Origin of the sequence: Arthrobacter sp. NPDC090010 (assembly GCF_044748305.1) — a bacterium.
Classification (GTDB): domain Bacteria; phylum Actinomycetota; class Actinomycetes; order Actinomycetales; family Micrococcaceae; genus Arthrobacter_E.
In genome coordinates this window covers 539,003-559,195 of record NZ_JBIVFT010000001.1, presented here as the reverse complement: position 1 = coordinate 559,195, position 20,193 = coordinate 539,003, and the positions used below count along the sequence as shown (strand labels likewise).

The following is a 20,193-nucleotide window of genomic DNA, read 5'->3' as shown; positions in this document are numbered from 1 at the left end:
TTAAGCTGGGATCGCCCGCCTTTTCGCAACACGAAGGACTCCCCATGAAGCTCAGCTTCCCCGCGCCGAACGCCGGCACTGAAATCCTCGGGCTCGGTCATGCCCAGCCGGAGCGGATCATGGACAACCATGAGCTCGAGGGCATGATGGAGACCTCGGACGAGTGGATCCGTCAGCGGACCGGAATCGTGACCCGGCATGTGGCGTCCGAGGAAGAGACCGTGGCTCATCTGGCGATCTCCGCGGCACGTATGGCGCTGGAGGACTCCGGAGTCCCTGCCTCCTCGATCGATCTGGTGATCATCGCCACCACGACCGCGGCCGAGCGCTCCCCCAACACGGCCGGACGGGTGGCTCAGGCGCTGGGACTGGGTTCCCCGGAGCGCGGCCCCGGGATCATCGACATCAACACGGCCTGCTCGGGCTTCGAGTACGCCCTCGGCCTGGCCGATCAGTCGATCCGTTCCGGCACCGCGCGCCATGCCATCGTGATCGGCGCCGAAACCCTCTCCAAGGTCACGGACTGGACGGACCGCAGCACGGCAGTGCTGACCGCGGACGGCGCGGGCGCCATGGTCATCGGTGTGAGCGACGAACCGCGCATCGGCCCCGTGGTGTGGGGTTCCAAGGGCGAACTCGCCGACGCGGTACTGATCGCCCCGCCCACGAACAAGTTCTGGCAGAACGGCCGCGAAGTGCTGCGCTGGGCCCTGAAGGATGCCGAGCGGCATGCGCGCGCCGCCGTCGCGCAGGCCGGCCTGGAGATGTCCGACATCGAAGTTCTGGTCACCCACCAAGCGAATCTGCGCATCATCGAGCCCATGGCGCAGGCCCTCGGCCTCACGGACAAGGTGGTGGTGACGGACGTCATCGAGTCCGGCAACACCTCGGCCGCCAGCGTCCCGCTCGGCTACAGCAAGTGGTGGCATGCCGGGAAGATCCCCTCCGATGTCCCGGCGCTGCTCTTCGGCTTCGGCGGCGGTTTCACCTTCGCCGGCATGGTCGCCATGACCCCGCGCAAGAAGTAGGTCCTAAAACACATCGACTGCTCCGTAAGTGTCGCTTTGAGCGTTCAAAGTGACACTTACGGAGCAGTCGATGTGTTTTATCAGGCCTCCGGGACGAACTCCCCGTAGCCCGCAGCGCGCAGTCCCTCACGGATCTTCTCTGCGCTGGCGTCCAGCTCAGCCGGGTCCGGGTTGTTGTCCACGCTCGCGAAGTCGTAGTCCGCCATCGAGTTGGAGGGCCACACGTGAACGTGCAGATGCTCCACCTCGTAGCCCGCCACCAGAAGCCCGGCCCGGGCTGATCCGAAGGCCTCCACCTGGACCTTCCCGATCTTCTGCGCCACCTGCATGGCCTTCGAAAGGATCTCCGGCGAGGCATCGGTCCAGCGGTCCACCTCCTCGACGGGAACCACCAGGGTGTGTCCTGGCGCCAGCGGGCCGATGGTCAGGAATGCCACCAGCTCCGGCTCACGCCAGACGAAGCGGCCAGGGATGTCCCCGTTGATGATCTTGGTGAAGAGCGTGCTCACGCGTCTGCTTCCTTCCCTGCGGAGTGGAGAGTACTGGTGTCCAGGACAAAACGGTACTTCACGTCTCCGGCCACCATACGGTCGAAGGCATGGTCGACACCGTCCGCGCTGACCGTCTCGATCTCGCTGGCCACACCGTGTTCGGCGCAGAAATCCAGCATCTCCTGGGTCTCCGCGATGCCGCCGATCAGTGAGCCCGCGTACGCCGCCCTGCGCCGGATGAGCAAGCGTGGATCCACCGGAGGCATCGCCCCTGACGGAAGGCCGAGCTGGAAGACGACTCCGTCCCGCCGGAGGGCTCTGAGGTACGGGTTCAGATCGTGGGATGCCGCGACCGTGTCGATGATGACGTCGACGGACTTCGTGGCCGCGAGCATCTGATCCGCATCACGCGAGTTCACCACCCGGTCAGCGCCGAGCGCCAGAGCATCCTCCCGCTTGGACTCTGAGGTGGTGAAGACGGTCACCCCGGCTCCCATGGCCTTGGCGAGTTTCACCGCCATGTGTCCGAGTCCGCCCAGCCCGACGACGCCGACGTCGTCGCCTTCTTCCACCCCGGCGTGCCGCAAGGGCGAGTAGGTGGTGATGCCCGCACACAGCAGCGGCGCAGCAGCTGCGGCGTCGAGTCCGTCCGGGATGTTCAGTACGTAGCGGCGGTCCACCACGATGGTCTGGGCGTAGCCGCCTTGCGTACGGACGTTCCCGTTCCGGGGGTCCGTTCCCCCGTAGGTGCCGACCATCCCGTTCTCGCAGTACTGCTCAAGCCCCTCCAGACAGGCCTCGCAGTTTCGGCACGAGTCGACCATGCAGCCCACTCCCACGCGGTCTCCCACGGAGAACTCCGTGACATCGGTTCCGGTCCGGAGCACCGCGCCCACGATTTCGTGACCCGGGACCAAGGGATAATTCTCCGGCCCCCACTCACCCCGGGTCGAATGGACATCGGAGTGACAGAGGCCGCAGAACTGGATGAGGATCTCCACGTCCTCCGGCCCGGGCGCACGACGGGCAAGAGTGAGCGCTTCGAGACCACCCGCGGCGCTCAGCGCGCCCAGCGCCGGGACGAGCCGGCCCTCATCCGGTGCCACACGGCTCAGTTCTGTCGAAGTGTCGGGAAGCGGCTTTCCCAGGGGCGGAGGTACGGGACGTCCAACAGTCATGTGTCTGACGCTACCGTCAGCGCCGCTCCGCTGGCCAGGAGCTCAGTCCCCCGTCGCCACCTCACGGGAGGAGTCGTTGGACCACTGTGAGAAGGAACCCGGGTAAAGCGCGGCCTCGATACCTGCGAGTTTCAGGGCGGCCACCTCGTGAGCAGCCGTCACCCCGGAGCCGCAGTAGACGGCGACGGGACGGCCAGGCTCGACGCCGAGCGCGGCAAAGCGTTCGCGCAGTGCTTCGGGAGTCAGGAACGCGCCGTCCTCGTCCAGGTTCCCGGTGGTCGGAGCGCTGACCGCACCCGGGATGTGCCCGGCCCGCGGATCGATCGGTTCGACTTCGCCGCGGAAACGTTCAGTGGCACGGGCATCCAGCAGGACGCCCCGGCCGGACCAGGAGGCCGCCTGCTCGGTTCCGATCACGGATCCCGGATCGATCGGCTGGAGCGTGACGTTCCCGGCAGGCAAAGTCACGTCGTCCTTCTCGATGGGGAAATCCTCCAGGACCCAGGCCATCAGGCCGCCGTCCAGGATGCGGGTGTCCCCGTGCCCGTGAGCTCGGAGCAGCCACCAGGCCCGGGCCGCCGCCATCGAACCCGAATTGTCGTAGACCACCACGGTGTCGCCGTCGTTGATCCCCCAGCGGCGTGCGGTCGCCTGGAAGTCTTCCAGGGACGGCAGCGGATGACGTCCGTCCTCGGGGCTCGCCGGTGCCGCGAGATCCGCTTCCATGTCGACGAACACCGCCGCGGGAAGATGACCCATGAGGTAGTTGTCACGGCCTTTGGGGTCGCCCAGCTTCCACCGGACATCCAGAATGACGAGCTTGTCCGGGTCCAGGTCATGGACATCGGCAGGAGTGATGGTCACAGGGAGTTCTTGGTCCATAGAGCCACTCTATGCCCGAGTCCGGACCGTGGGAGGACACCTTCCGCAGCCGCACGAAGCACCGGATTCCACAGCACGCAGCCGCGCAGAATCTCTTAGGATTCCGGTATGAGCGATGATGTGCGAAATGTCCGCCAGGCCCTCTCCGGCATCAAGGATCCTTGGCAGCCGCATCGGCTGGTCAGCATCAATGATTACGACATGAAGGTGGTCAAGCTGCAGGGAGAGTTCGTCTGGCACACGCATCCCGACACCGACGAACTGTTCATGGTGCTCAGCGGTGAGCTGACGATCCACTTGCGGGACCGCGACGTCGTCCTCGGTCCGGATGACGTCTTCGTCGTGCCTCGCGGCGTGGAGCACTGTCCCGAAGCCAACGGTGAGGTGCATGCGATCCTTTTCGAACCGCAGGGAACCGTCAACACGGGCGATGCCGGCGGGGACCGCACCTCGCCGCTGCGTGAACTGGACTGAGATCGCCTCCGCACTAGGCTTGGTTCCGTGAGCGCAGCAGATTTCCCCCAGATCGTCCGAAGCACCGAGCGGGCGTGGGCCGATGAAGCCATCCGCAAGATCACGGCCGAGGCCAACCGCTCCGCCGACACTCACCTGTACAGCGTCCCATTGCCTGAACAGTGGGGCATCGAGCTGTTCATCAAGGACGAGTCGACCCACCGGTCCGGCAGCCTGAAACACCGCCTGGCCCGGTCCCTCTTCCTGTTCGGTCTGGTCAACGGCTGGATCAAACCCGGCACCACCATCGTGGAGGCCAGCAGCGGCAGCACCGCCGTCTCCGAGGCCTACTTCGCCAGGCTCCTCGGTCTGCCGTTCATCGCCGTCATGGCTCGCAGCACCAGCGAGGAGAAGATCCGCCTGATCGAGGACTTCGGAGGATCCTGCCTCCTGGTCGACCACGCGGGCGAGGTCTACTCCACCGCCGAGGAGGTCGCACGCACCACGGGCGGCCACTACATGGATCAGTTCACCTATGCCGAACGCGCCACCGATTGGCGGGGCAACAACAACATCGCCGAGTCCATCTTCGACCAGCTGGCCCTGGAGAAGGATCCCGTCCCCGAATGGATCGTGGTCGGCGCGGGCACCGGTGGCACGAGCGCCACCATCGGACGCTACCTCCGCTACCACCGCCACTCCACGCGGTTGCTGGTGGTGGACCCCGAGAACTCGGCGTTCTTCCCGTCCTGGCAGGCAGGTGACCCCCGGTTGACCACGGGGTTGCCGTCCCGGATCGAAGGAATCGGGCGTCCCCGGGTGGAGCCGAGCTTCGTCCCGGCGGTCATCGACGCCATGGTGCAGGTACCCGATGCCGCCTCGATCGCCGCCATGCGTCACCTCAAGCGCTATGCCCAGCTCGACGCCGGGCCTTCCACGGGGACGAACCTCTGGGGTGTCTGGCAGTTGATCGCCGGCATGGTGGCACGCGGCGAGAAGGGCGCGGTCGTGACACTGATGTGCGATCCCGGCGAACGTTATGCCTGCAGCCACCAGAATGACGACTGGTTGCGGGAGAAGGGGCTGGACCCCGCCCCCTACGAACAGCGCATCGAACGGTTCCTCGACACCGGCCGCTGGGACGGCTGAGGCGCCGGACGCCCCGACTGCCCACTTGTGTGCTCAGTCATGGCGGGATCTTCGGCCTCGGACTCGCCACTGGTGAGCACTCAACGGGAAGGGCGGTCTCAGCCGAGCTGGACCGTCTCCCCGGAGCCAAGGTGCCGGTATTCGGTGCCGTACAGCCCGCCGAGGCGCTGAACGTGCCCCTCCACGAGACCGAGGCCCAGAGGGTTCAGCAGGCCTTCGTGGATGTTGAAGGCCTGCCGGGCCCTCACGCTGATGACGAAATCCACGACCTCCTGGACCTTCGACCATGGCGCATGGATGGGAACCAGGAGGGTGTCCACCTCCAGGCCGTACGGCACGGTGAAGCTGTCTCCCGGATGGAACACGGTGCCGTCCACCAGGTACCCGGTATTGGCCACCACCGGGACCATCGAATGGATCAGGGCGTGCTGGCTGCCGAAGCCCTTGACCGAGAAACCGGCGACGACGACGTCGAGCCCTTCCCCGGCGTCGTGCACTCTCGTCTCGGTGTGCTGCGCCCCCGCTGCCGCGGCTTCCGCGCGAAGCGTGGCCGCGATGCCCGCCGGAGCGTAGATCTCAAGGTCCGGGGATTGGAGCAGGGCTGCGACCACGGCACCGACGTCGAGATGGTCCGCGTGTTCGTGGGTGACCAGCACCGCGTGGGCGCCGTCCAGGGCCCGTTCCGTCTCTGAGAACGTGCCCGGGTCGATCACCAAGGTGCGGCGGCCCTCCACCGTCTCCTTGTCGAAACGGACACAGGAATGGGTGTACTTGGTCAGCTGCATGCCTTCAGCGTACGCCCGCCACCACGACCGTCACAGGATCTCCAAGGGCACCTTCCGTGCCGGTGCGGGGAAGGCCAGATCGATCTGGTCCAGTTCCGACTCGCTGAGCCGCAAGCGGACCGCTGCGGCGTTCTCCCGGACGTGTTCCAGGCTGGAAGCCTTGGGGATGGCGACGACCGTTCCTGACCGGATCGCCCAGGCCAGCAGCAGCTGGACGACACTGACCTCGCGCGCCTCGGCGAGACGCTGGATGGTCGGGTCCTGAAGCAAGCGGCCTTGTTCGATGGGCGAGTACGCCATCGTGGTGATCGGCGGGACGTTGCGCTCCTGCGTCGGGAACAGATCGAACTCCGGACCACGACGGGACGGGTTGTAGAGCACCTGATTGACCAGGGGCGCACTTGGGAAGAGGTCCAGTGCGTCGGCGTCGAAGTTGCTGACGCCCCACGCCCCGATCAGCCCGCGGGCCACCAGTTCTTCGAAGGCGTCCACCGTCTCCTCCAGCGGATGGGGGCCGGGCCAGTGCAAGAGATAGAGATCGATCCACTCCGTGCCGAGCACTTCCAGGGAGCGCTCACACGCCTGCACCGTGCCGCGGCGCGATGCGTTCCAGGGGAGCACCTTGTCCACCAGGTACACACTGTCCCGGACCGGCGCGATGGCCTCACCGACCAGACTCTCGCTCCGCCCGTCCCCGTACATCTCCGCCGTATCCACGAGGAACATTCCCAGTTCGATCCCCTCGCGGAGGGTCGCGATCTCGCGGTCCCTGGCCCAGGGGTCGTCTCCCAGGAACCAGCTGCCCTGGCCCAGGGCAGGCACGATGTTCCCGTCCGCCAATGTCACTGTCTTCTTGGATGCCATGCCTGTGAAGCCTAACGGTCCTGCCCCGCAGCTGCTGTAGAAGCGCTATTGTTGCCGTTCTCTCCCCGGCCCGGAACTGAAGCCGGGACTATTGGGGCGACACTGCTTGTTAAACTGGAGGCTGAGAATTCCGGCGGATGAGGAGATGAGCAGAGGTGGAGCACAGTTCGGAGCCCCGCGTGCAGACGCGGGTGACGAAACAACGCATCGCAGTGGATGCTGCGCTGGACCGTCTGGAGGACTTCGTCAGCACCCAGGACCTGCACCGTTCGTTGCAGGACGCCGGGGTGTCCGTCTCTTTGGCCACCACGTACCGCATCCTGCAGTCGATGGCCGACGAAGGTGCTGTCGACGTCCTGAGGACCAACGACGGCGAGGCGGTCTACCGCCGTTGCGAAGCCGACAGCCACCATCACCATCTGCTGTGCAGCAGCTGCGGCAAGGCGGTGGAGATCGAGGCGCCTGCCGTGGAGGCCTGGGCCGCGAAGGTCGCCGCCGAGCACGGTTTCACGGCGGTGTCTCACACGGTGGAGATCACGGGCCTGTGCGCCGAATGCTCCCTCGCGCTTGGAACCACCACAGCGCGGGGATGAACAGCAGGGCCAGGACGCCTGCGCCCAATGTCACTGCCGAGTAGTCACCGGCTGCCATGACCACTCCGGACATCGCCCCGCTGCCGGCGCCCGAGAGCGCGACCAGGACGTCGACACTTCCCTGGAAACGGGCACGGTTCTCCGGGACCGTCGAGTCGACCAGGAGTGCAGTGGACGTGATGAGCCCGAAGTTCCAGCCGAGGCCCAGGAGCGCGAGCGCCAGCAGGAGCATGGAAAGGGAGTCGCTGGGCGCCATCGCAGCCACCACCGCCGACGCCACGAGCGTCGCTCCCGCGGCCCAGGCCATCACCATCCGCCCCAGACGGTCCACGAGCCAGCCGGTCACGAGCGACGGCAGGTACATGGCCCCGATGTGAACACCGATCACCAGGCCCACTTCGCCGAGTCCGTGATGATGGGCCCTCATGTGGACGGGAGTCATGGTCATGATCGCGGTCATGGTGATCTGCGTCAGCACCAGGATGAGGGCGGCCAGATAGGCGCCGCGCGCCGGTCGCGCCGTTTGCCCTGCCACCACGGATCCGGCGGCGCGGGCGGGACCGTCCGCCGGGTCGTCCCCGAGGCGCACCCGGTCGAGCGCACGCGCCACATGATAGGGATCGGGCCTCAGGAAGATCCAGAGCACTGCGCCGGCGCATAGATAGGCCACCCCGGCGAGCAGGAACGGGCCGGCCAGCATCGGCAGGCCCAGCGTCATCGCCAAGGATCCGAGGGGTTCCACGAGATTGGGCCCGGCCACGGCACCGAGGGTCGTCGAGACCATGGCGATGCTGACGGCCTTGCCACGCCGCTCCGGGGTGGCAAGATCCGTGCCCGCGTAGCGGGCCTGCAGATTGGTGGCCGAGCCGCCGCCATAGATGAACAACGAGACGAAGAGCAGCACAGGGTTCCAGAGCACGGCCGCAAGGACCACCCCGAAGGCTCCGAGTGCTCCCGCCCCGAACCCGAAAGCGAGCCCCGGGCGCCGTCCGAAGCGTTGCGTCGTCCGGCCCACCAGATATGCCGCGAGCGCCGAGCCCAAGGTGAACAGCGCGGTCGGAAGGCCGCTCACGCCGTCGGTGCCGAGCATCTGCTGGGCGAGCAGCGCGCCCACGGTGATACCTGCCGCCAGTCCCGCACCGCCCAGCACCTGGCTCGTGGCCACGACGGCGAGTGTGCGTCGCTGCAGGCGAGCGCGCTCGACGTCGTCCGTGTGCAGCGGAGCCGCTCCGGACGCCGTGGCCGGCTCAGCCATGGACGGCTTCCACGTGCAGCCGACGGCCGTTGCGGCCCAGCCGCTTGCGCCACGAACCGATCCCCCAGCAGATCAGATAGATCAGGAACGAGATCGTGGTGACATAGGGGCTGATGGGAATGCTGCCGCCCAGGGCCAGCAGAATGCCGCCGACCGTGGCGGTCACCGCGAAGAGCACGCTCAACAGGACCACCAGTCCCGGCGACCCGGTGACCTTGAAGGCCGCCGCGGCGGGCGTGATGAGAAGCGCGAGGACCAGCAGCGCGCCCACCACCTGGATCGAGAGCGCCACGGAGACGCCCAGGATGAGCATGAACGCGAGCGCGAGGCCCCGCACGGGCACTCCTCTGGCCTGCGCCACATCGGGGTCATCGCTGGCGAAGTTGAGCGGACGCCAGAGGACCGCCAGGGCCACCATGACCAGCGCCGCGGTGATGGCGAGGATCTGCAACTGCACGGTGTCCACCGAAACGATCTGTCCGGTGAGCAGCGAGAACTTGTTGGCGGCACGGCCCTGATAGAGCGAGAGGAAGAGGATTCCGAGGCCTAGGCCGAACGGCATGAGCACGCCGATCAGGGAGTTCTTCTCCCGGGCGCGCAAGCCCATGACGCCCAGCAACAGGGCTGCCGCGACAGAGCCGAGCAGTGAGCCGAGGATCACATCGGCCCCGATGAGAAGGGCGAACGACGCCCCCGCGAACGACAGTTCGGAGATGCCGTGCACCGCGAAGGAGAGATCCCGCTTGACGACGAAGACGCCCACCAGCCCACCGAGCACGCCCAGGACGGCTCCGGCCCAGATGGAGTTCTGCAGGAGTGCCAGCAGCTCGCCGTAGTTCTCGAAATTGAAGATGGCACCCAGCATGGAATTCAGGTCCACTTACTCGGCCTCCTGCTCGTGGTGCGGCTGTTCCGGGATGCCGGAGACCAGCAGGCGGTCCTTGGATCGCACCACTTCAACGTGCCCTTGGTAGAGCTCGGACAGGGTCTCGGTGTTCATCACCTCGTCGGGCGTGCCCACCCTGAACCGCCCCTGCGCCAGGTAAAGCACTCGGTCCACATAGGGCAGCACCGGGTTGAGTTCGTGGGTGACGAAGACGACCGCCGAACCGGCGTCCCGGCATTGCCTGTTGACCAGCTCACTGACGACGTTCTGGTGCCGCGGGTCGAGCGAGAGCAGCGGCTCGTCGCAGAGAAGCACCTGCGGATCGGCGGCCAGCGCCTGAGCGACCCGGAGCCTCTGCTGCTCCCCACCGGAGAGCTGGCCCACAGGGACCCGGGCATAGTCGCTCGCTCCCACGTGTTCCAGCAGCGCGTCGACCTGTCGATTGACGCGTTTGCGGTCCATCCGGATGCCCCAGCGGTGCCCGTCGACGCCGAGCGCGACAAGATCCCGGGCCCTCAGCGCCGTGTCCGGAGCGAAGTTCTTCTGCTGCGGCACATAGCCGACCTTCTCGCGCGGAACCTCACGTTCGAGGGTGCCGTCACTCAGCGGCAGGAGACCCAGGAGGACCTTCAGCAAGGAGCTCTTCCCGCTGCCGTTGGCCCCCAGCACGGCAAGGAACTCCCCGGCTCGGATGTCCAGGTCCAGCCCTTCCCAGAGTCTGCGCTGCCCGAACCGCAGACCGGCACCTCTGAGGGACATCAGAGGTGCCGGCCGCGCTGCTGATACTTGCTCGTTCATGCTCTCCCTGAGGGGCCGCTCATCGTCGGCACGCGCCACGCGTACCGCTACCACTGTAGTCCCGGGTCACCTCAGCCCTGCACCGTTTTCAGGGCCTGCTGGAGGTTGTGGACGTTCTCGTTCATCCAGCCCAGGTAGTCCTTGCCGTCAGGGAGGGTCTCGGTGAAGGAGACCACCGGTGCTCCTGCAGCCTCCGCCGCCTTGCGCACCGCTTCGGTCTGAGGGCCCGAGGTCTGCTCGTTGTAGGCGAGGAGAGCCGCCTTCTTGGTGGAGAACAGCTTCAGGGTGCTGTCCAGAACGGAGGCCGGGACGTCATGCCCCTCCTCCACGGCGACGGAGAACTCCTCCGGAGTGACGTTGTGCAATCCGGCAGCCTCAAGAAGGTACAACGGCACCGGTTCGGTGATCGCCACATGCACGTGCTTGCCGCCTGCGGCCGCTGCCGCATCCTTCTGCAGGCTGGTCAGGCGAGCGGTGAATGCTTCCGCGTTGTGTTTGAACTCCGCCGCGGAGGCGGGGGCCAAGGCCGCCAGACGCTGTTCTACGACGGTTGCGACCTTCTGCATGGCTGGGAAGTCGTACCAGACGTGCTCGTTGAACTCACCGTGGCTGTGGCCGTGATCGTCTGCGGCCGCTGTCGGTGTCGCGTCCTGCAGTCCGGAGACCGTCACGGCGTTGATCACGTTGGCCGGATCCAGCTTGGCTTCTGAGACCATGCCGTCCATGAACGTGTCATAGCCGCCTCCGTTGACCACCACGAGCTTGGCCTTGGAGACCTTCAGACGGTCCTGCGCCGTCGCCTCATAGGAATGCGGGTCCTGGCTGACCTTCGAGACGATCGATTCGACCTTGACTTTGTCGCCGCCGATCGCCTGGACGATGCTTCCGTAGGCGCTGGTGGAAGCGACGACGTCGACCGTATCCGTACCGCTGGACTGCCCCGCAGCGGCAGCGCCACCCGGACTGGCGCAGGCGGAGACGCCGAGGATCAGCGCACCGGCCAGCGCGGCGACGGAGAGGGACTTACTGCGGAAGGTCACGAGGACACCTCTATTTCAGCTCTGAGGATGGTTGCTACCCCTAAGCCTAAACATAAATGAGAATCATTTCCATTTAAGACCCCCTGGGGGTCGGCCCGGCGCGCACACATCGTGTGCGGCGCCGGACCGGAGATCACCTCCAGAGATCGCCCAGGTCCGCGGCGATGGCCATCCCTTGTTCGTAGCCGCCGCGGCCGGCTTGACGACGAGTGGAGGGATCCAACGCGTTCGCATCGAACACCTCGCCTGCACCCGCGTCCGGGAAGACGGCCTCGGCACGGCTGCCCGCCTCGCGCAGTTCCAGGAGCTGGGTCGCCAGATCCATCCCCCAGGCCTCGGGCATTCTGGACCGCCCACCGAATGGCACGAGCACCAGCACCCGCTCGTACCCGGCAGCCAGATCGGCGTTCTCGCTGCGCCGGTACCCGCCGTTGAGATAGCGTCGCTCGCCGATGCGGTACGGGACCATGGCCGACGTGCTCGCCGCCACCGCGTCGACGATGTCCACCCCGCTGTCCCGGTCGAACACGACCGGCTCCCCCGTGAAGGCATCGACGGCGGGGATCAGCACTCGCTGCGGCGGCCAGTGCGCCCCGGGCAAGCGGGACGCGACCACGGTGCGCCACTGCTCGGCGTCCGCACCCCCTGAGCCGTCCCGTTCCAGGGCCGCCGCACCGAGACGGCGTCGCATCTCGCCCGGATCCTTCGAGGAGTCGATGAGCTGCTGAGACCAGTCCAGGTAGCCCGCTCCGGAGACCTTCGGCCCTGGACCGTGGCCGTGCCGCGTCCCGGCACGGTGCTGCGGCGGAATCGGTGCCTGGGTCGCTTCGTAGAGCTGCGCCAGACCGGCGCCGGACGTGATCTGTGCGGCCACGGTGGACCCGGAGGAGGTCCCTACGATGAGATCCGATTCGGTGACATCGAGGCCCGCCTCAGCCAGTCCGGCGATCAGGCCGAGTGCCCAGGCGTTGCCTGCCGCACCTCCGCCACCGATCACCAAGGCGCGGCGGGGAGTCCTGGGCATTTCCTGGCGGTCAGAGTCTTCCAGTGCCTCAGGACCTGGGAATGAAGAGACCGGGAATGAAGAAGATGTGGTGTTCATGGGAGTCGCCTTTCGCGAATTGCCTGTCAGGCGCTCCCAGAGCGGCTACCTCAGCCGCGCGACCGTACCTTGGAGGGAGCACCCATTACGGATACTGCACACATGGGTCTCACCTCCTGCCGTGGATCACGATCAGGAAAATGGTTGCACACCCACGGCGCAGGACGCAATCGATCCGGAAAGACCGGAGGCCCGCCGTCAACGACGGCGGGCCTCTTCAGAATCAGTCCGCTTCGGAACCGCGGTGGGCTTCCCAGTACCGCCCGGCGTCCTTCGCCTGGGTCTCGTCCTGGATCTCCCCCACCAGCTCCTCGATCACGTCCTCCAGGAACAGCACCCCCAGAGTCGAGCCGTCCGGCTCGACCACCCGGGCCACGTGGGATCCGCTCTTCTGCATCCTGGCCAGCACATCCTCGACCTCCAGCTCGGGGGCGATGTTCACCAGGGAACGCTGGCGGTTCTCCGCGATCGGAAGACCGTACTGCGATTCGGGGATCGAGATGACGTCCTTCACGTGAAGGTATCCGGAGAGCTCACCGTCCTCATCCTTGAGCAGGAAACGCGAGTAGCCGGTCTTGGCCACCATGCGCTCGAATTGCTGCGGGGTCGCACCCTCGCTGAGGGTCGCCAGACGATTCAGCGGAACCATGACCTGGGCCGCGGTCCGTTCTGAGAACTCCAGAGCACCGCTCAACAAGCCGGCGTCGTCCTCCACCAGGCCGTGGCGGGTGGACTCCTGGACGATCGACTGCACCTCTTCCAAGGTGAAGCTCGAGGTCACCTCGTCCTTCGGCTCGACACGCATGAGCTTCAGCACGTGGTTGGCCGTCCAGTTCAGCGTGCCCACGATCGGGCGGACGATCGTTGCGAGCGCCGAGAGCACGGGAGCCAGCAGCAGGGCCGCCTTGTCCGCCGCGGAGACCGAGATGTTCTTCGGCACCATCTCACCGAAGGTCACGTGAAGGAACGTCACCACGGCCAGCGCCGCGGCGAACGCCAGACCGCCGGCAAGAGCCTCCGGAATGCCCAGATGCTCAAGCGGTTCGGCGATCAGATGATGGATCGCCGGTTCGGCCACTTGCAGGATCAGCAGCGAACAGACCGTGATGCCCAGCTGCGCGCAGGCGAGCATCAGGGAAACCTGTTCCATGGCTTTCAGAGTGGTCTGCGCCCGACGCGAACCCGCCTCGGCCAACGGCTCGATCTGACTGCGTCGAGCGGACATGATGGCGAACTCCGCCGCCACGAAGAAGGCGTTGCCGAGCAGCAGCACGACGAGCCAGACGATGCCCATCCAGTCACTCATGACGGCCTCCTTCCTCAGCAGACAGACCATCCGGTTCCGGCGCCGGCAGATAGGCCAGCCGGTCCACCCGGCGGCCGTCCATCCGGACCACCCGAAGCTCCCCGGAGAGCACCGGGATGTGGTCGCCGGCCACCGGGATCCGGCCGAGCGCGCTCATGACGAAGCCACCCACCGTCTCGTAGGCGCCGTCCTCGGGGATCGCGAGGCCCTTGATCTGGGCTTCCGCCTCGTCGGGCCGCAACAGGCCGGGGAAGAACCAGCGGCCGTCGGCCGCCTGGAGGACTCCGGGACGACGGCGGTCGTGTTCATCGGCCACCTCTCCCACGATCTCCTCCACCAGATCCTCAAGGGTCACTACGCCGGCCGTGCCACCGTATTCGTCCAGCACGACCGCCATCTGCATATTGGCGGCCCTCAGTTCAGCGATCAGATCATCCAGCGGGATGGTCTCCGGGACACGGAACACCTCGGTCATGAGGGATCCCACTTCCAGCTCGGCACGCTTGGCGGGAGGGACCGCCACTGCCTTCTTGATGTGAACGACGCCGCGGATGTCATCCACGGAATCCCCCGTCACCGGGAAACGCGAGTATCCCGACGCGCGGGCCGCGTCGAGCACGGCGGTGACCGGCTCATCCGCCCCCAAGGCCTCCATCCGGAAACGGGCCGTCATGACGTCGGCCGCGGTCTTGTCCGAGAAGCGGAGGGTTCTGGCGACGAATTCGGCAGTGCCCGCATCAAGCGTTCCGAGCTCCGCGGACCGCCGCACCAAGGAGGCGAGTTCGTCCGGTGTCCGGGCGCCGGAGATCTCCTCTTTGGCTTCCAGCCCGAAGATGCCGAGCACCTTGTTGGAGAAGCCGTTCAGCAGCACGATCGCCGGCTTGAAGATCGCGGTGAAGACCAGCTGGGGCCGCGCCACCGCCTTGCCGATGACCATGGCCTGAGCGATGGCGAGGTTCTTCGGCACCAGCTCGCCGAGGATCATCGAGAAGACGGTCGCCACGATCATGGCGATCACGAGGGAGACGGCACCCGACTCAGCGAGTCCGACCGCCCGGAGAGGGGTCTCCAACAACTTGCCCACGGACGGCTCCAGGACGTAGCCGGTCAGCAGGGTGGTGAGTGTGATGCCGAGCTGGCAGCTCGACAGCTGGGTGGAAAGTGATTTCAGACAGGCGAGCAGAGGAACGGCGGCTTGATCGCCGTCGTCGACTGCGGCCTGAACCTGGGCCTGATCAAGCGCGACCAGGGAGAATTCGACCGCGACGAAGAATCCGGTTCCCAGGATCAGCAGGAAGCCGATCAGCAGAAGAAGCCATTCCATGGCGCGCTCTCACCTCCCCGGACGGAGGCAGGCACGCTGCAGTAGGGTCGATGGGCACGGTTTCGGTGTCTGCCGGCCGGACTCGAGGCCTGATGCGCAGTCCTGCTGCGTCGGCGTCGGGATCGTCCAGGCCGGCACCTGGAATGACTGTCCATAACTCCAACAGTCTATCCGCAGGAGCGCCCGAACGGCACGCAAACTTTTACGCTCTGTAGATTAGCCCTCAGCAAGGCACCTCATTAGACTGGCAAGGGTCTGGGTTCACGCAACCCCGGCACTGGACCAGGCCGGCACCGAGGCCGGCTCTCATTCCAGCGGGCAAACAAAAAATGGAAGAGGCGTATCACGTGCCAGAGCAGCCAAACCACCGTCTACCCGAAGAGTTCGGCGGAAATGAGTGGCTTGTAGATGAGCTCTACGAGCAGTTTCTGAAGGACAAGTCCTCCGTGGACTCCAAGTGGTGGTCTGTCTTCGAAAACTACGGTTCCGCCGGGCAGGGCTCGGCCACGCAGACTCAGGTTCTGCCGGCCGTCTCGACCGCGACGAAGACCCAGCAGGCCCCGGCACCCGCCGCAGCGCCTGCGCCCGCGGCGGCCAGCACGGCCCCCGCCTCCACCGCGGCCCCCGCTGCGAGCACGGCTCCGGCCCCAGCGCCCAAGGCCCCGCCGCGCGTCGTCGCCAAGGACGGAAACCGCACCACGGCCACTGCGCCGATCCCGGCCCAGTTGCCCAAGAGCGCCCCCTCTTCCTCTTCCCCGAACGAGCAGGACGTCGTCCAGGTCCTCCGTGGCCCGGCCAAGGCGATCGCGGCCAACATGGTCTCCAGCCTGGAAGTCCCCACGGCCACCAGCGTCCGCGCCGTCCCGGCGAAGCTGCTGATCGACAACCGCGTCGTGATCAACAACCACCTCGCCCGCGCCCGTGGCGGCAAGGTCTCCTTCACGCACCTCATCGGCTATGCCGTCGTGAAGGCGCTCCACCAGTTCCCGTCCATGAACGTGACCTACGACGAGCAGGACGGCAAGCCCGTCGCCGTCCAGAACGCGCACGTCAACTTCGGCATCGCCATCGACATGCCGAAGCCGGACGGAACCCGTCTTCTCGTGGTGCCCAACATCAAGAAGGCCGAGTCCCTTCGCTTCGCAGAGTTCTGGCGCACCTATGAGGACCTCATCAAGCGCGCCCGTAACGGCAAGCTCACCGCCGACGACCACTCCGGGACCACCGTCTCGCTGACCAATCCCGGCGGCATCGGCACCGTGCACTCGGTTCCGCGCCTCTCCAAGGGCCAGGCCGCGATCATCGGCGTCGGCGCTCTCGAGTACCCCGCAGAATTCCAGGGCAGCAGCGAGAAGAAGCTCGCCGAGATGGCCGTCGGCAAGATCATCACCCTGACCTCCACCTACGACCACCGTGTCATCCAGGGTGCCGGCTCGGGTGAGTTCCTGCGCATCGTGCACCAGCTCCTGCTGGGCGAGCAGAACTTCTACGACGAGATCTTCGAAGAACTGCGCATCCCCTACGAGCCCGTGCGCTGGCGCCCCGACGTCCAGGTGGACCCGAGCGACGAGATCAACAAGGTCGCCCGCATCCAGCAGCTCATCCACTCCTACCGTGTGCGCGGCCACCTCATGGCGGACACGGATCCTCTGGAGTACGTCCAGCGTAAGCACCCCGATCTCGACATCCTCACCCATGGCCTGACGCTCTGGGACCTGGACCGCGAGTGGCCGACCGGTGGATTCGGCGGCAAGCCGTTCCTGCCCTTCCGCACGATCCTCGGCGTGCTCCGCGACGCGTACTGCCGCACCACCGGCATCGAATACATGCACATCCAGGATCCCGAGGAGAGGCAGTGGTTCCAGGACGAGCTGGAGCACCCGTACTCGAAGCCGAGCCGCGACGAGCAGCTGCGCATCGTCTCCCGTCTGAACGCAGCTGAAGCCTTCGAGACCTTCCTCCAGACCAAGTTCGTGGGTCAGAAGCGCTTCTCCCTCGAAGGCGGCGAATCGCTCATCCCGCTGCTGGACGCGATCATCTCCGACGCCGCGGACAAGGGCCTGGACGAGGTCGCCGTCGGCATGGCCCACCGTGGCCGCCTGAACGTCCTGACGAACATCGCCGGCAAGACCTACGCTCAGGTCTTCCGCGAGTTCGAAGGAACCCAGGATCCGCGCAGCGTCCAAGGTTCCGGCGACGTGAAGTACCACCTCGGCACCGAGGGAACCTTCACCTCCGAAGCCGGGAACACCACCAAGGTCTACCTCGCAGCGAACCCGTCCCACCTGGAAGCCGTCGACTCCGTGCTGGAGGGCATCGTCCGCGCCAAGCAGGACCTGCTCGATCAGGGAACCAGCTTCCCGGTGCTGCCGATCCTCGTCCACGGCGACGCCGCGTTCGCAGGCCAGGGCGTCGTGGCGGAGACCCTCAACCTCTCCCAGCTGCGGGGCTACCGCACCGGCGGCACCATCCACGTGATCGTCAACAACCAGGTCGGCTTCACCACCTCGCCGTCCTCTTCGCGCTCGTCCACCTACTCCACGGATGTCGCGAAGATGATCCAGGCGCCGATCTTCCACGTGAACGGCGACGACCCCGAGGCCGTGGTCCGTGTGGCTCAGCTCGCCTTCGAGTTCCGCGAGCGGTTCCACAAGGACGTCGTCATCGACATGGTCTGCTACCGTCGCCGCGGTCACAACGAGGGCGACGATCCCTCCATGACCCAGCCGCTCATGTACAGCCTGATCGAGGCCAAGCGCAGCGTTCGCAAGCTCTACACGGAAGCTCTCATCGGTCGTGGCGACATCACCGAGGATGAGGCCGAGCAGTTGCTCCGCGACTACCAGGAACGCCTGGAGCGGGTCTTCGCGGAGACCCACGCGGCACAGACCTCGCCGGTCCCCGTCATCACGGCGGATTCCGCGGCCGTCGCGGGCATCGAGCGCCCTCTGGCCCAGCGCAACGACGGCCTGGTGAACACTCCGACCACCACTGCCATCAGCCCCCAGACGCTCGCCCACATCGGCGCGACCCACCTGGCCATCCCCGAGGGCTTCACGGTCCACCCGAAGCTCAAGCAGCTTCTGGAGAAGCGTGAGCAGATGTCCCGCGAAGGCGGTATCGACTGGGGCTTCGGCGAGATCGCGGCCTTCGGCTCCCTCAGCATGGAAGGCGTCCCGGTGCGTCTCGCGGGCCAGGATTCCCGGCGCGGCACCTTCGTCCAGCGCCACGCGGTGTTCCACGACCGGAAGAACGGCAAGGAGTGGATGCCTCTGGCCAACCTCTCCGAGGACCAGGCCAAGCTCTGGATCTACGACTCGCTGCTCTCCGAATACGCGGCCATGGGCTTCGAGTACGGCTACTCGGTGGAGCGTCCCGAAGCGCTGGTCATGTGGGAGGCCCAGTTCGGCGATTTCGTCAACGGCGCCCAGACCGTGATCGACGAGTTCATCTCCTCGGCCGAGCAGAAGTGGGGCCAGCGTTCCTCCCTCGTGGTCATGCTGCCGCACGGCTACGAGGGCCAGGGCCCGGACCACTCCTCCGCCCGTATCGAGCGTTTCCTGCAGATGTGCGCCGAGAACAACATGGTGGTGGCGGAGCCGACCACCGCGGCGAACCACTTCCACCTGCTGCGCCGTCAGGCCTACAGCCGCCCGCACAAGCCGCTGATCGTCTTCACGCCGAAGCAGCTGCTTCGACTCAAGGCGGCAGCCAGCTCGGTCGCCGATTTCACCACGGGCGGTTTCCAGCCCGTCATCAGCGAGCACGCTGCGGTGGATCCTGCGGGCGTCAAGCGGGTCATCTTGGTCGCCGGCAGGCTCTACTACGATCTGCTGGCCAATCGGGACAAGGCCCAGGACACCAGCACGGCGATCGTCCGGGTCGAGCAGCTCTACCCGCTGCCCCTGGAGGAGATCCGGGCCGAGCTCGCCAAGTACCCCAACGCGGACGTCGTGTGGGCCCAGGATGAGCCGGCCAACCAGGGCCCGTGGGGCTTCATGGCCCTGAACCTGGCGCCGTCCCTGGACCGTCCGCTGCGCGTCGTCAGCCGCCCGGCTTCGGCGTCCACCGCGGCCGGAACCGGCAAGCGCCACGCTGCCGAGAACGCCCTGCTGCTGCAGCAGGCTTTCGACCACAGGCCGTGATCGACCGGCGTCGTCGTCGCTCTCCGACGACGACGCCGCATGGCTGAGCCACACCCGCCATTCGCGTCTTCCGGCGCGGGGGCGGGTGTTGGCGTTTAATGGAGTGGGGGTGTCAGCGCCGCAGACGGCGCATCAAACATGCGAAAGGACGACGTGGAGGACAGGAAGCTTCGGATTGCCGCCATCGGCGATGAACTGCTCGCCGGATTCGGGGATCCCCGGGCTCTCGGCTGGTTCGGGCGGGTCCTCGCCCGCACGCCACGCGGGGAATTCAGCCTGGAGAGTTACACCCTCCCCTGTCCCGAGGAGGGCACCGAGGGGCTCTCCGCCCGCTGGGCAGAGGAGACCGGCCGCCGTTTCGGCCAAGGCTATGAGAATCGCCTCGTCATCGGCCTCTCGGGACGGGACATCGAGTTCGGGATGTCCACGGCACGGAGCCGGCTGAACCTGGCCAATATTCTTGACCACGCCTCGCAGGCGAGCGTCTCGGTCTTCGTGGTCGGCCCGCCGCCCACACTGGACCCCTCTCAGAACCGTCGCCTCGCGGAACTCAACACGGCCTTCGCGGATGTCACCACACGTCGCCACCACCTCTACGTGGACACCTTCTCGCCGTTGCTCAATCACGAGCAGTGGCGCAACGACCTCTCGGCCAACGCCGGAGCGCCCGGCCAGGCGGGTTACGGTCTGATGGCGTGGCTCGTGCTGCACCGTGGCTGGTTCCAGTGGCTGAACATCGCGGAGCCCACCGCCTGACTTTCCCCGCCGTTGAGTGCGCAGTTGTGGGGGGGGGGGGGGGGGTGGACCCCCCCCCCCCCCCCGCCCCCCCCCGGGCCCCGGCCCACCCGTGTGGTACGCAAAATAGGAGATTTTAGTTTAGGTATAAAGGGGAGTTATAAGCCATGTAGGCGGGG

General features: G+C 66.5%; 18 protein-coding genes. 6 read left to right on the top strand and 12 right to left on the bottom strand.

The features are described 5' to 3' along the window. Positions 1–44: 44 nt before the first annotated feature. Positions 45–1,028 (top strand): beta-ketoacyl-ACP synthase 3, encoded by a 984-nt coding sequence (locus ACIPXZ_RS02610; RefSeq protein ID WP_400590564.1) that lies wholly within the window; start codon positions 45–47, stop codon positions 1,026–1,028. 80 nt (positions 1,029–1,108) lie between these two features. Here ACIPXZ_RS02610 and ACIPXZ_RS02605 read toward each other — a convergent pair whose 3' ends face one another. Genes ACIPXZ_RS02605 through ACIPXZ_RS02595 form a run of 3 tightly spaced genes read right to left on the bottom strand, consistent with a single transcriptional unit; the run spans position 1,109 to position 3,579 of the window. Continuing rightward, complete coding sequence (locus tag ACIPXZ_RS02605; RefSeq protein ID WP_400590563.1) at positions 1,109–1,537, bottom strand: HIT family protein; 429 nt, start codon at positions 1,535–1,537, stop codon at positions 1,109–1,111. Beyond that, entirely contained in the window at positions 1,534–2,697 is a 1,164-nt protein-coding gene (locus tag ACIPXZ_RS02600) for an NAD(P)-dependent alcohol dehydrogenase (protein WP_400590562.1), read from the bottom strand. The genes ACIPXZ_RS02605 and ACIPXZ_RS02600 overlap by 4 nt, the downstream gene beginning before the upstream one ends. A 42-nt stretch (positions 2,698–2,739) precedes the next feature. Next, positions 2,740–3,579, bottom strand: a complete 840-nt coding sequence (locus ACIPXZ_RS02595; protein WP_400590561.1) for a sulfurtransferase — start codon at positions 3,577–3,579, stop codon at positions 2,740–2,742. A gap of 108 nt (positions 3,580–3,687) precedes the next feature. On the opposite strand from ACIPXZ_RS02595, the gene ACIPXZ_RS02590 reads away from it, so the two are divergent. Next, positions 3,688–4,053, top strand: a complete 366-nt coding sequence (locus ACIPXZ_RS02590) for a cupin domain-containing protein (protein ID WP_400590560.1) — start codon at positions 3,688–3,690, stop codon at positions 4,051–4,053. Positions 4,054–4,080: 27 nt separating this feature from the next. Then, entirely contained in the window at positions 4,081–5,181 is a 1,101-nt protein-coding gene (locus ACIPXZ_RS02585; RefSeq protein ID WP_400590559.1) for a PLP-dependent cysteine synthase family protein, read from the top strand. Between the two features lie 98 nt (positions 5,182–5,279). On the opposite strand, the gene ACIPXZ_RS02580 is transcribed toward ACIPXZ_RS02585, so the two are convergent. Beyond that, positions 5,280–5,966 carry an MBL fold metallo-hydrolase gene (locus tag ACIPXZ_RS02580; protein ID WP_400590558.1) on the bottom strand — a complete coding sequence of 229 codons (687 nt, stop codon included), beginning with the start codon at positions 5,964–5,966 and terminating at the stop codon, positions 5,280–5,282. Positions 5,967–5,996: 30 nt separating this feature from the next. Further along, the gene (locus ACIPXZ_RS02575; protein ID WP_400590557.1) at positions 5,997–6,830 is read right to left on the bottom strand and encodes an aldo/keto reductase; all 834 of its coding nucleotides are present in this window, start codon (positions 6,828–6,830) and stop codon (positions 5,997–5,999) included. A gap of 155 nt (positions 6,831–6,985) precedes the next feature. Here ACIPXZ_RS02575 and ACIPXZ_RS02570 point away from each other — a divergent pair, with 155 nt between their 5' ends. Continuing rightward, the gene (locus tag ACIPXZ_RS02570) at positions 6,986–7,423 is read left to right on the top strand and encodes a Fur family transcriptional regulator (protein WP_400590556.1); all 438 of its coding nucleotides are present in this window, start codon (positions 6,986–6,988) and stop codon (positions 7,421–7,423) included. Here ACIPXZ_RS02570 and ACIPXZ_RS02565 read toward each other — a convergent pair. The 7 genes from ACIPXZ_RS02565 to ACIPXZ_RS02535 form a co-directional block, all read right to left on the bottom strand. Continuing rightward, positions 7,365–8,678: an MFS transporter gene (locus ACIPXZ_RS02565; protein ID WP_400590555.1), complete on the bottom strand. Its 1,314-nt coding sequence runs from the start codon at positions 8,676–8,678 to the stop codon at positions 7,365–7,367. The two genes, ACIPXZ_RS02570 and ACIPXZ_RS02565, sit on opposite strands and share 59 nt — an antisense overlap. Further along, on the bottom strand, positions 8,671–9,558 hold the full coding sequence (locus tag ACIPXZ_RS02560) for a metal ABC transporter permease (RefSeq protein WP_400590554.1): 888 nt from the start codon (positions 9,556–9,558) through the stop codon (positions 8,671–8,673). Before ACIPXZ_RS02560 ends, ACIPXZ_RS02565 begins: the two co-directional genes overlap by 8 nt. Then, the gene (locus tag ACIPXZ_RS02555; protein ID WP_400590610.1) at positions 9,559–10,323 is read right to left on the bottom strand and encodes a metal ABC transporter ATP-binding protein; all 765 of its coding nucleotides are present in this window, start codon (positions 10,321–10,323) and stop codon (positions 9,559–9,561) included. 110 nt (positions 10,324–10,433) lie between these two features. Then, complete coding sequence (locus ACIPXZ_RS02550; protein ID WP_400590553.1) at positions 10,434–11,402, bottom strand: metal ABC transporter solute-binding protein, Zn/Mn family; 969 nt, start codon at positions 11,400–11,402, stop codon at positions 10,434–10,436. 133 nt (positions 11,403–11,535) lie between these two features. After that, positions 11,536–12,504, bottom strand: coding sequence for a patatin-like phospholipase family protein (locus ACIPXZ_RS02545; RefSeq protein ID WP_400590552.1), 969 nt, complete (start codon positions 12,502–12,504; stop codon positions 11,536–11,538). Positions 12,505–12,727: 223 nt separating this feature from the next. Next, the gene (locus ACIPXZ_RS02540; RefSeq protein WP_400590551.1) at positions 12,728–13,810 is read right to left on the bottom strand and encodes a hemolysin family protein; all 1,083 of its coding nucleotides are present in this window, start codon (positions 13,808–13,810) and stop codon (positions 12,728–12,730) included. Further along, positions 13,803–15,134: a hemolysin family protein gene (locus ACIPXZ_RS02535; RefSeq protein WP_400590550.1), complete on the bottom strand. Its 1,332-nt coding sequence runs from the start codon at positions 15,132–15,134 to the stop codon at positions 13,803–13,805. Before ACIPXZ_RS02535 ends, ACIPXZ_RS02540 begins: the two co-directional genes overlap by 8 nt. Before the next feature lie 347 nt (positions 15,135–15,481). Here ACIPXZ_RS02535 and ACIPXZ_RS02530 point away from each other — a divergent pair, with 347 nt between their 5' ends. Both ACIPXZ_RS02530 and ACIPXZ_RS02525 read left to right on the top strand, forming a co-directional pair. Next, the gene (locus ACIPXZ_RS02530) at positions 15,482–19,279 is read left to right on the top strand and encodes a multifunctional oxoglutarate decarboxylase/oxoglutarate dehydrogenase thiamine pyrophosphate-binding subunit/dihydrolipoyllysine-residue succinyltransferase subunit (protein WP_400590549.1); all 3,798 of its coding nucleotides are present in this window, start codon (positions 15,482–15,484) and stop codon (positions 19,277–19,279) included. Between the two features lie 153 nt (positions 19,280–19,432). After that, complete coding sequence (locus ACIPXZ_RS02525; protein WP_400590609.1) at positions 19,433–20,035, top strand: GDSL-type esterase/lipase family protein; 603 nt, start codon at positions 19,433–19,435, stop codon at positions 20,033–20,035. Positions 20,036–20,193 lie beyond the last annotated feature (158 nt).

Excerpts from the sequence above, each read along its gene's own strand:
- ACIPXZ_RS02610 (WP_400590564.1), top strand. The coding sequence starts at position 45 with ATGAAGCTCAGCTTCCCCGCGCCGAACGCCGGCACTGAAATCCTCGGG.
- ACIPXZ_RS02600 (WP_400590562.1), bottom strand. The coding sequence starts at position 2,697 with ATGACTGTTGGACGTCCCGTACCTCCGCCCCTGGGAAAGCCGCTTCCC.
- ACIPXZ_RS02595 (WP_400590561.1), bottom strand. The coding sequence starts at position 3,579 with ATGGACCAAGAACTCCCTGTGACCATCACTCCTGCCGATGTCCATGAC.
- ACIPXZ_RS02590 (WP_400590560.1), top strand. The coding sequence starts at position 3,688 with ATGAGCGATGATGTGCGAAATGTCCGCCAGGCCCTCTCCGGCATCAAG.
- ACIPXZ_RS02580 (WP_400590558.1), bottom strand. The coding sequence starts at position 5,966 with ATGCAGCTGACCAAGTACACCCATTCCTGTGTCCGTTTCGACAAGGAG.
- ACIPXZ_RS02575 (WP_400590557.1), bottom strand. The coding sequence starts at position 6,830 with ATGGCATCCAAGAAGACAGTGACATTGGCGGACGGGAACATCGTGCCT.
- ACIPXZ_RS02565 (WP_400590555.1), bottom strand. The coding sequence starts at position 8,678 with ATGGCTGAGCCGGCCACGGCGTCCGGAGCGGCTCCGCTGCACACGGAC.
- ACIPXZ_RS02555 (WP_400590610.1), bottom strand. The coding sequence starts at position 10,323 with ATGTCCCTCAGAGGTGCCGGTCTGCGGTTCGGGCAGCGCAGACTCTGG.
- ACIPXZ_RS02545 (WP_400590552.1), bottom strand. The coding sequence starts at position 12,504 with ATGAACACCACATCTTCTTCATTCCCGGTCTCTTCATTCCCAGGTCCT.
- ACIPXZ_RS02540 (WP_400590551.1), bottom strand. The coding sequence starts at position 13,810 with ATGAGTGACTGGATGGGCATCGTCTGGCTCGTCGTGCTGCTGCTCGGC.
- ACIPXZ_RS02535 (WP_400590550.1), bottom strand. The coding sequence starts at position 15,134 with ATGGAATGGCTTCTTCTGCTGATCGGCTTCCTGCTGATCCTGGGAACC.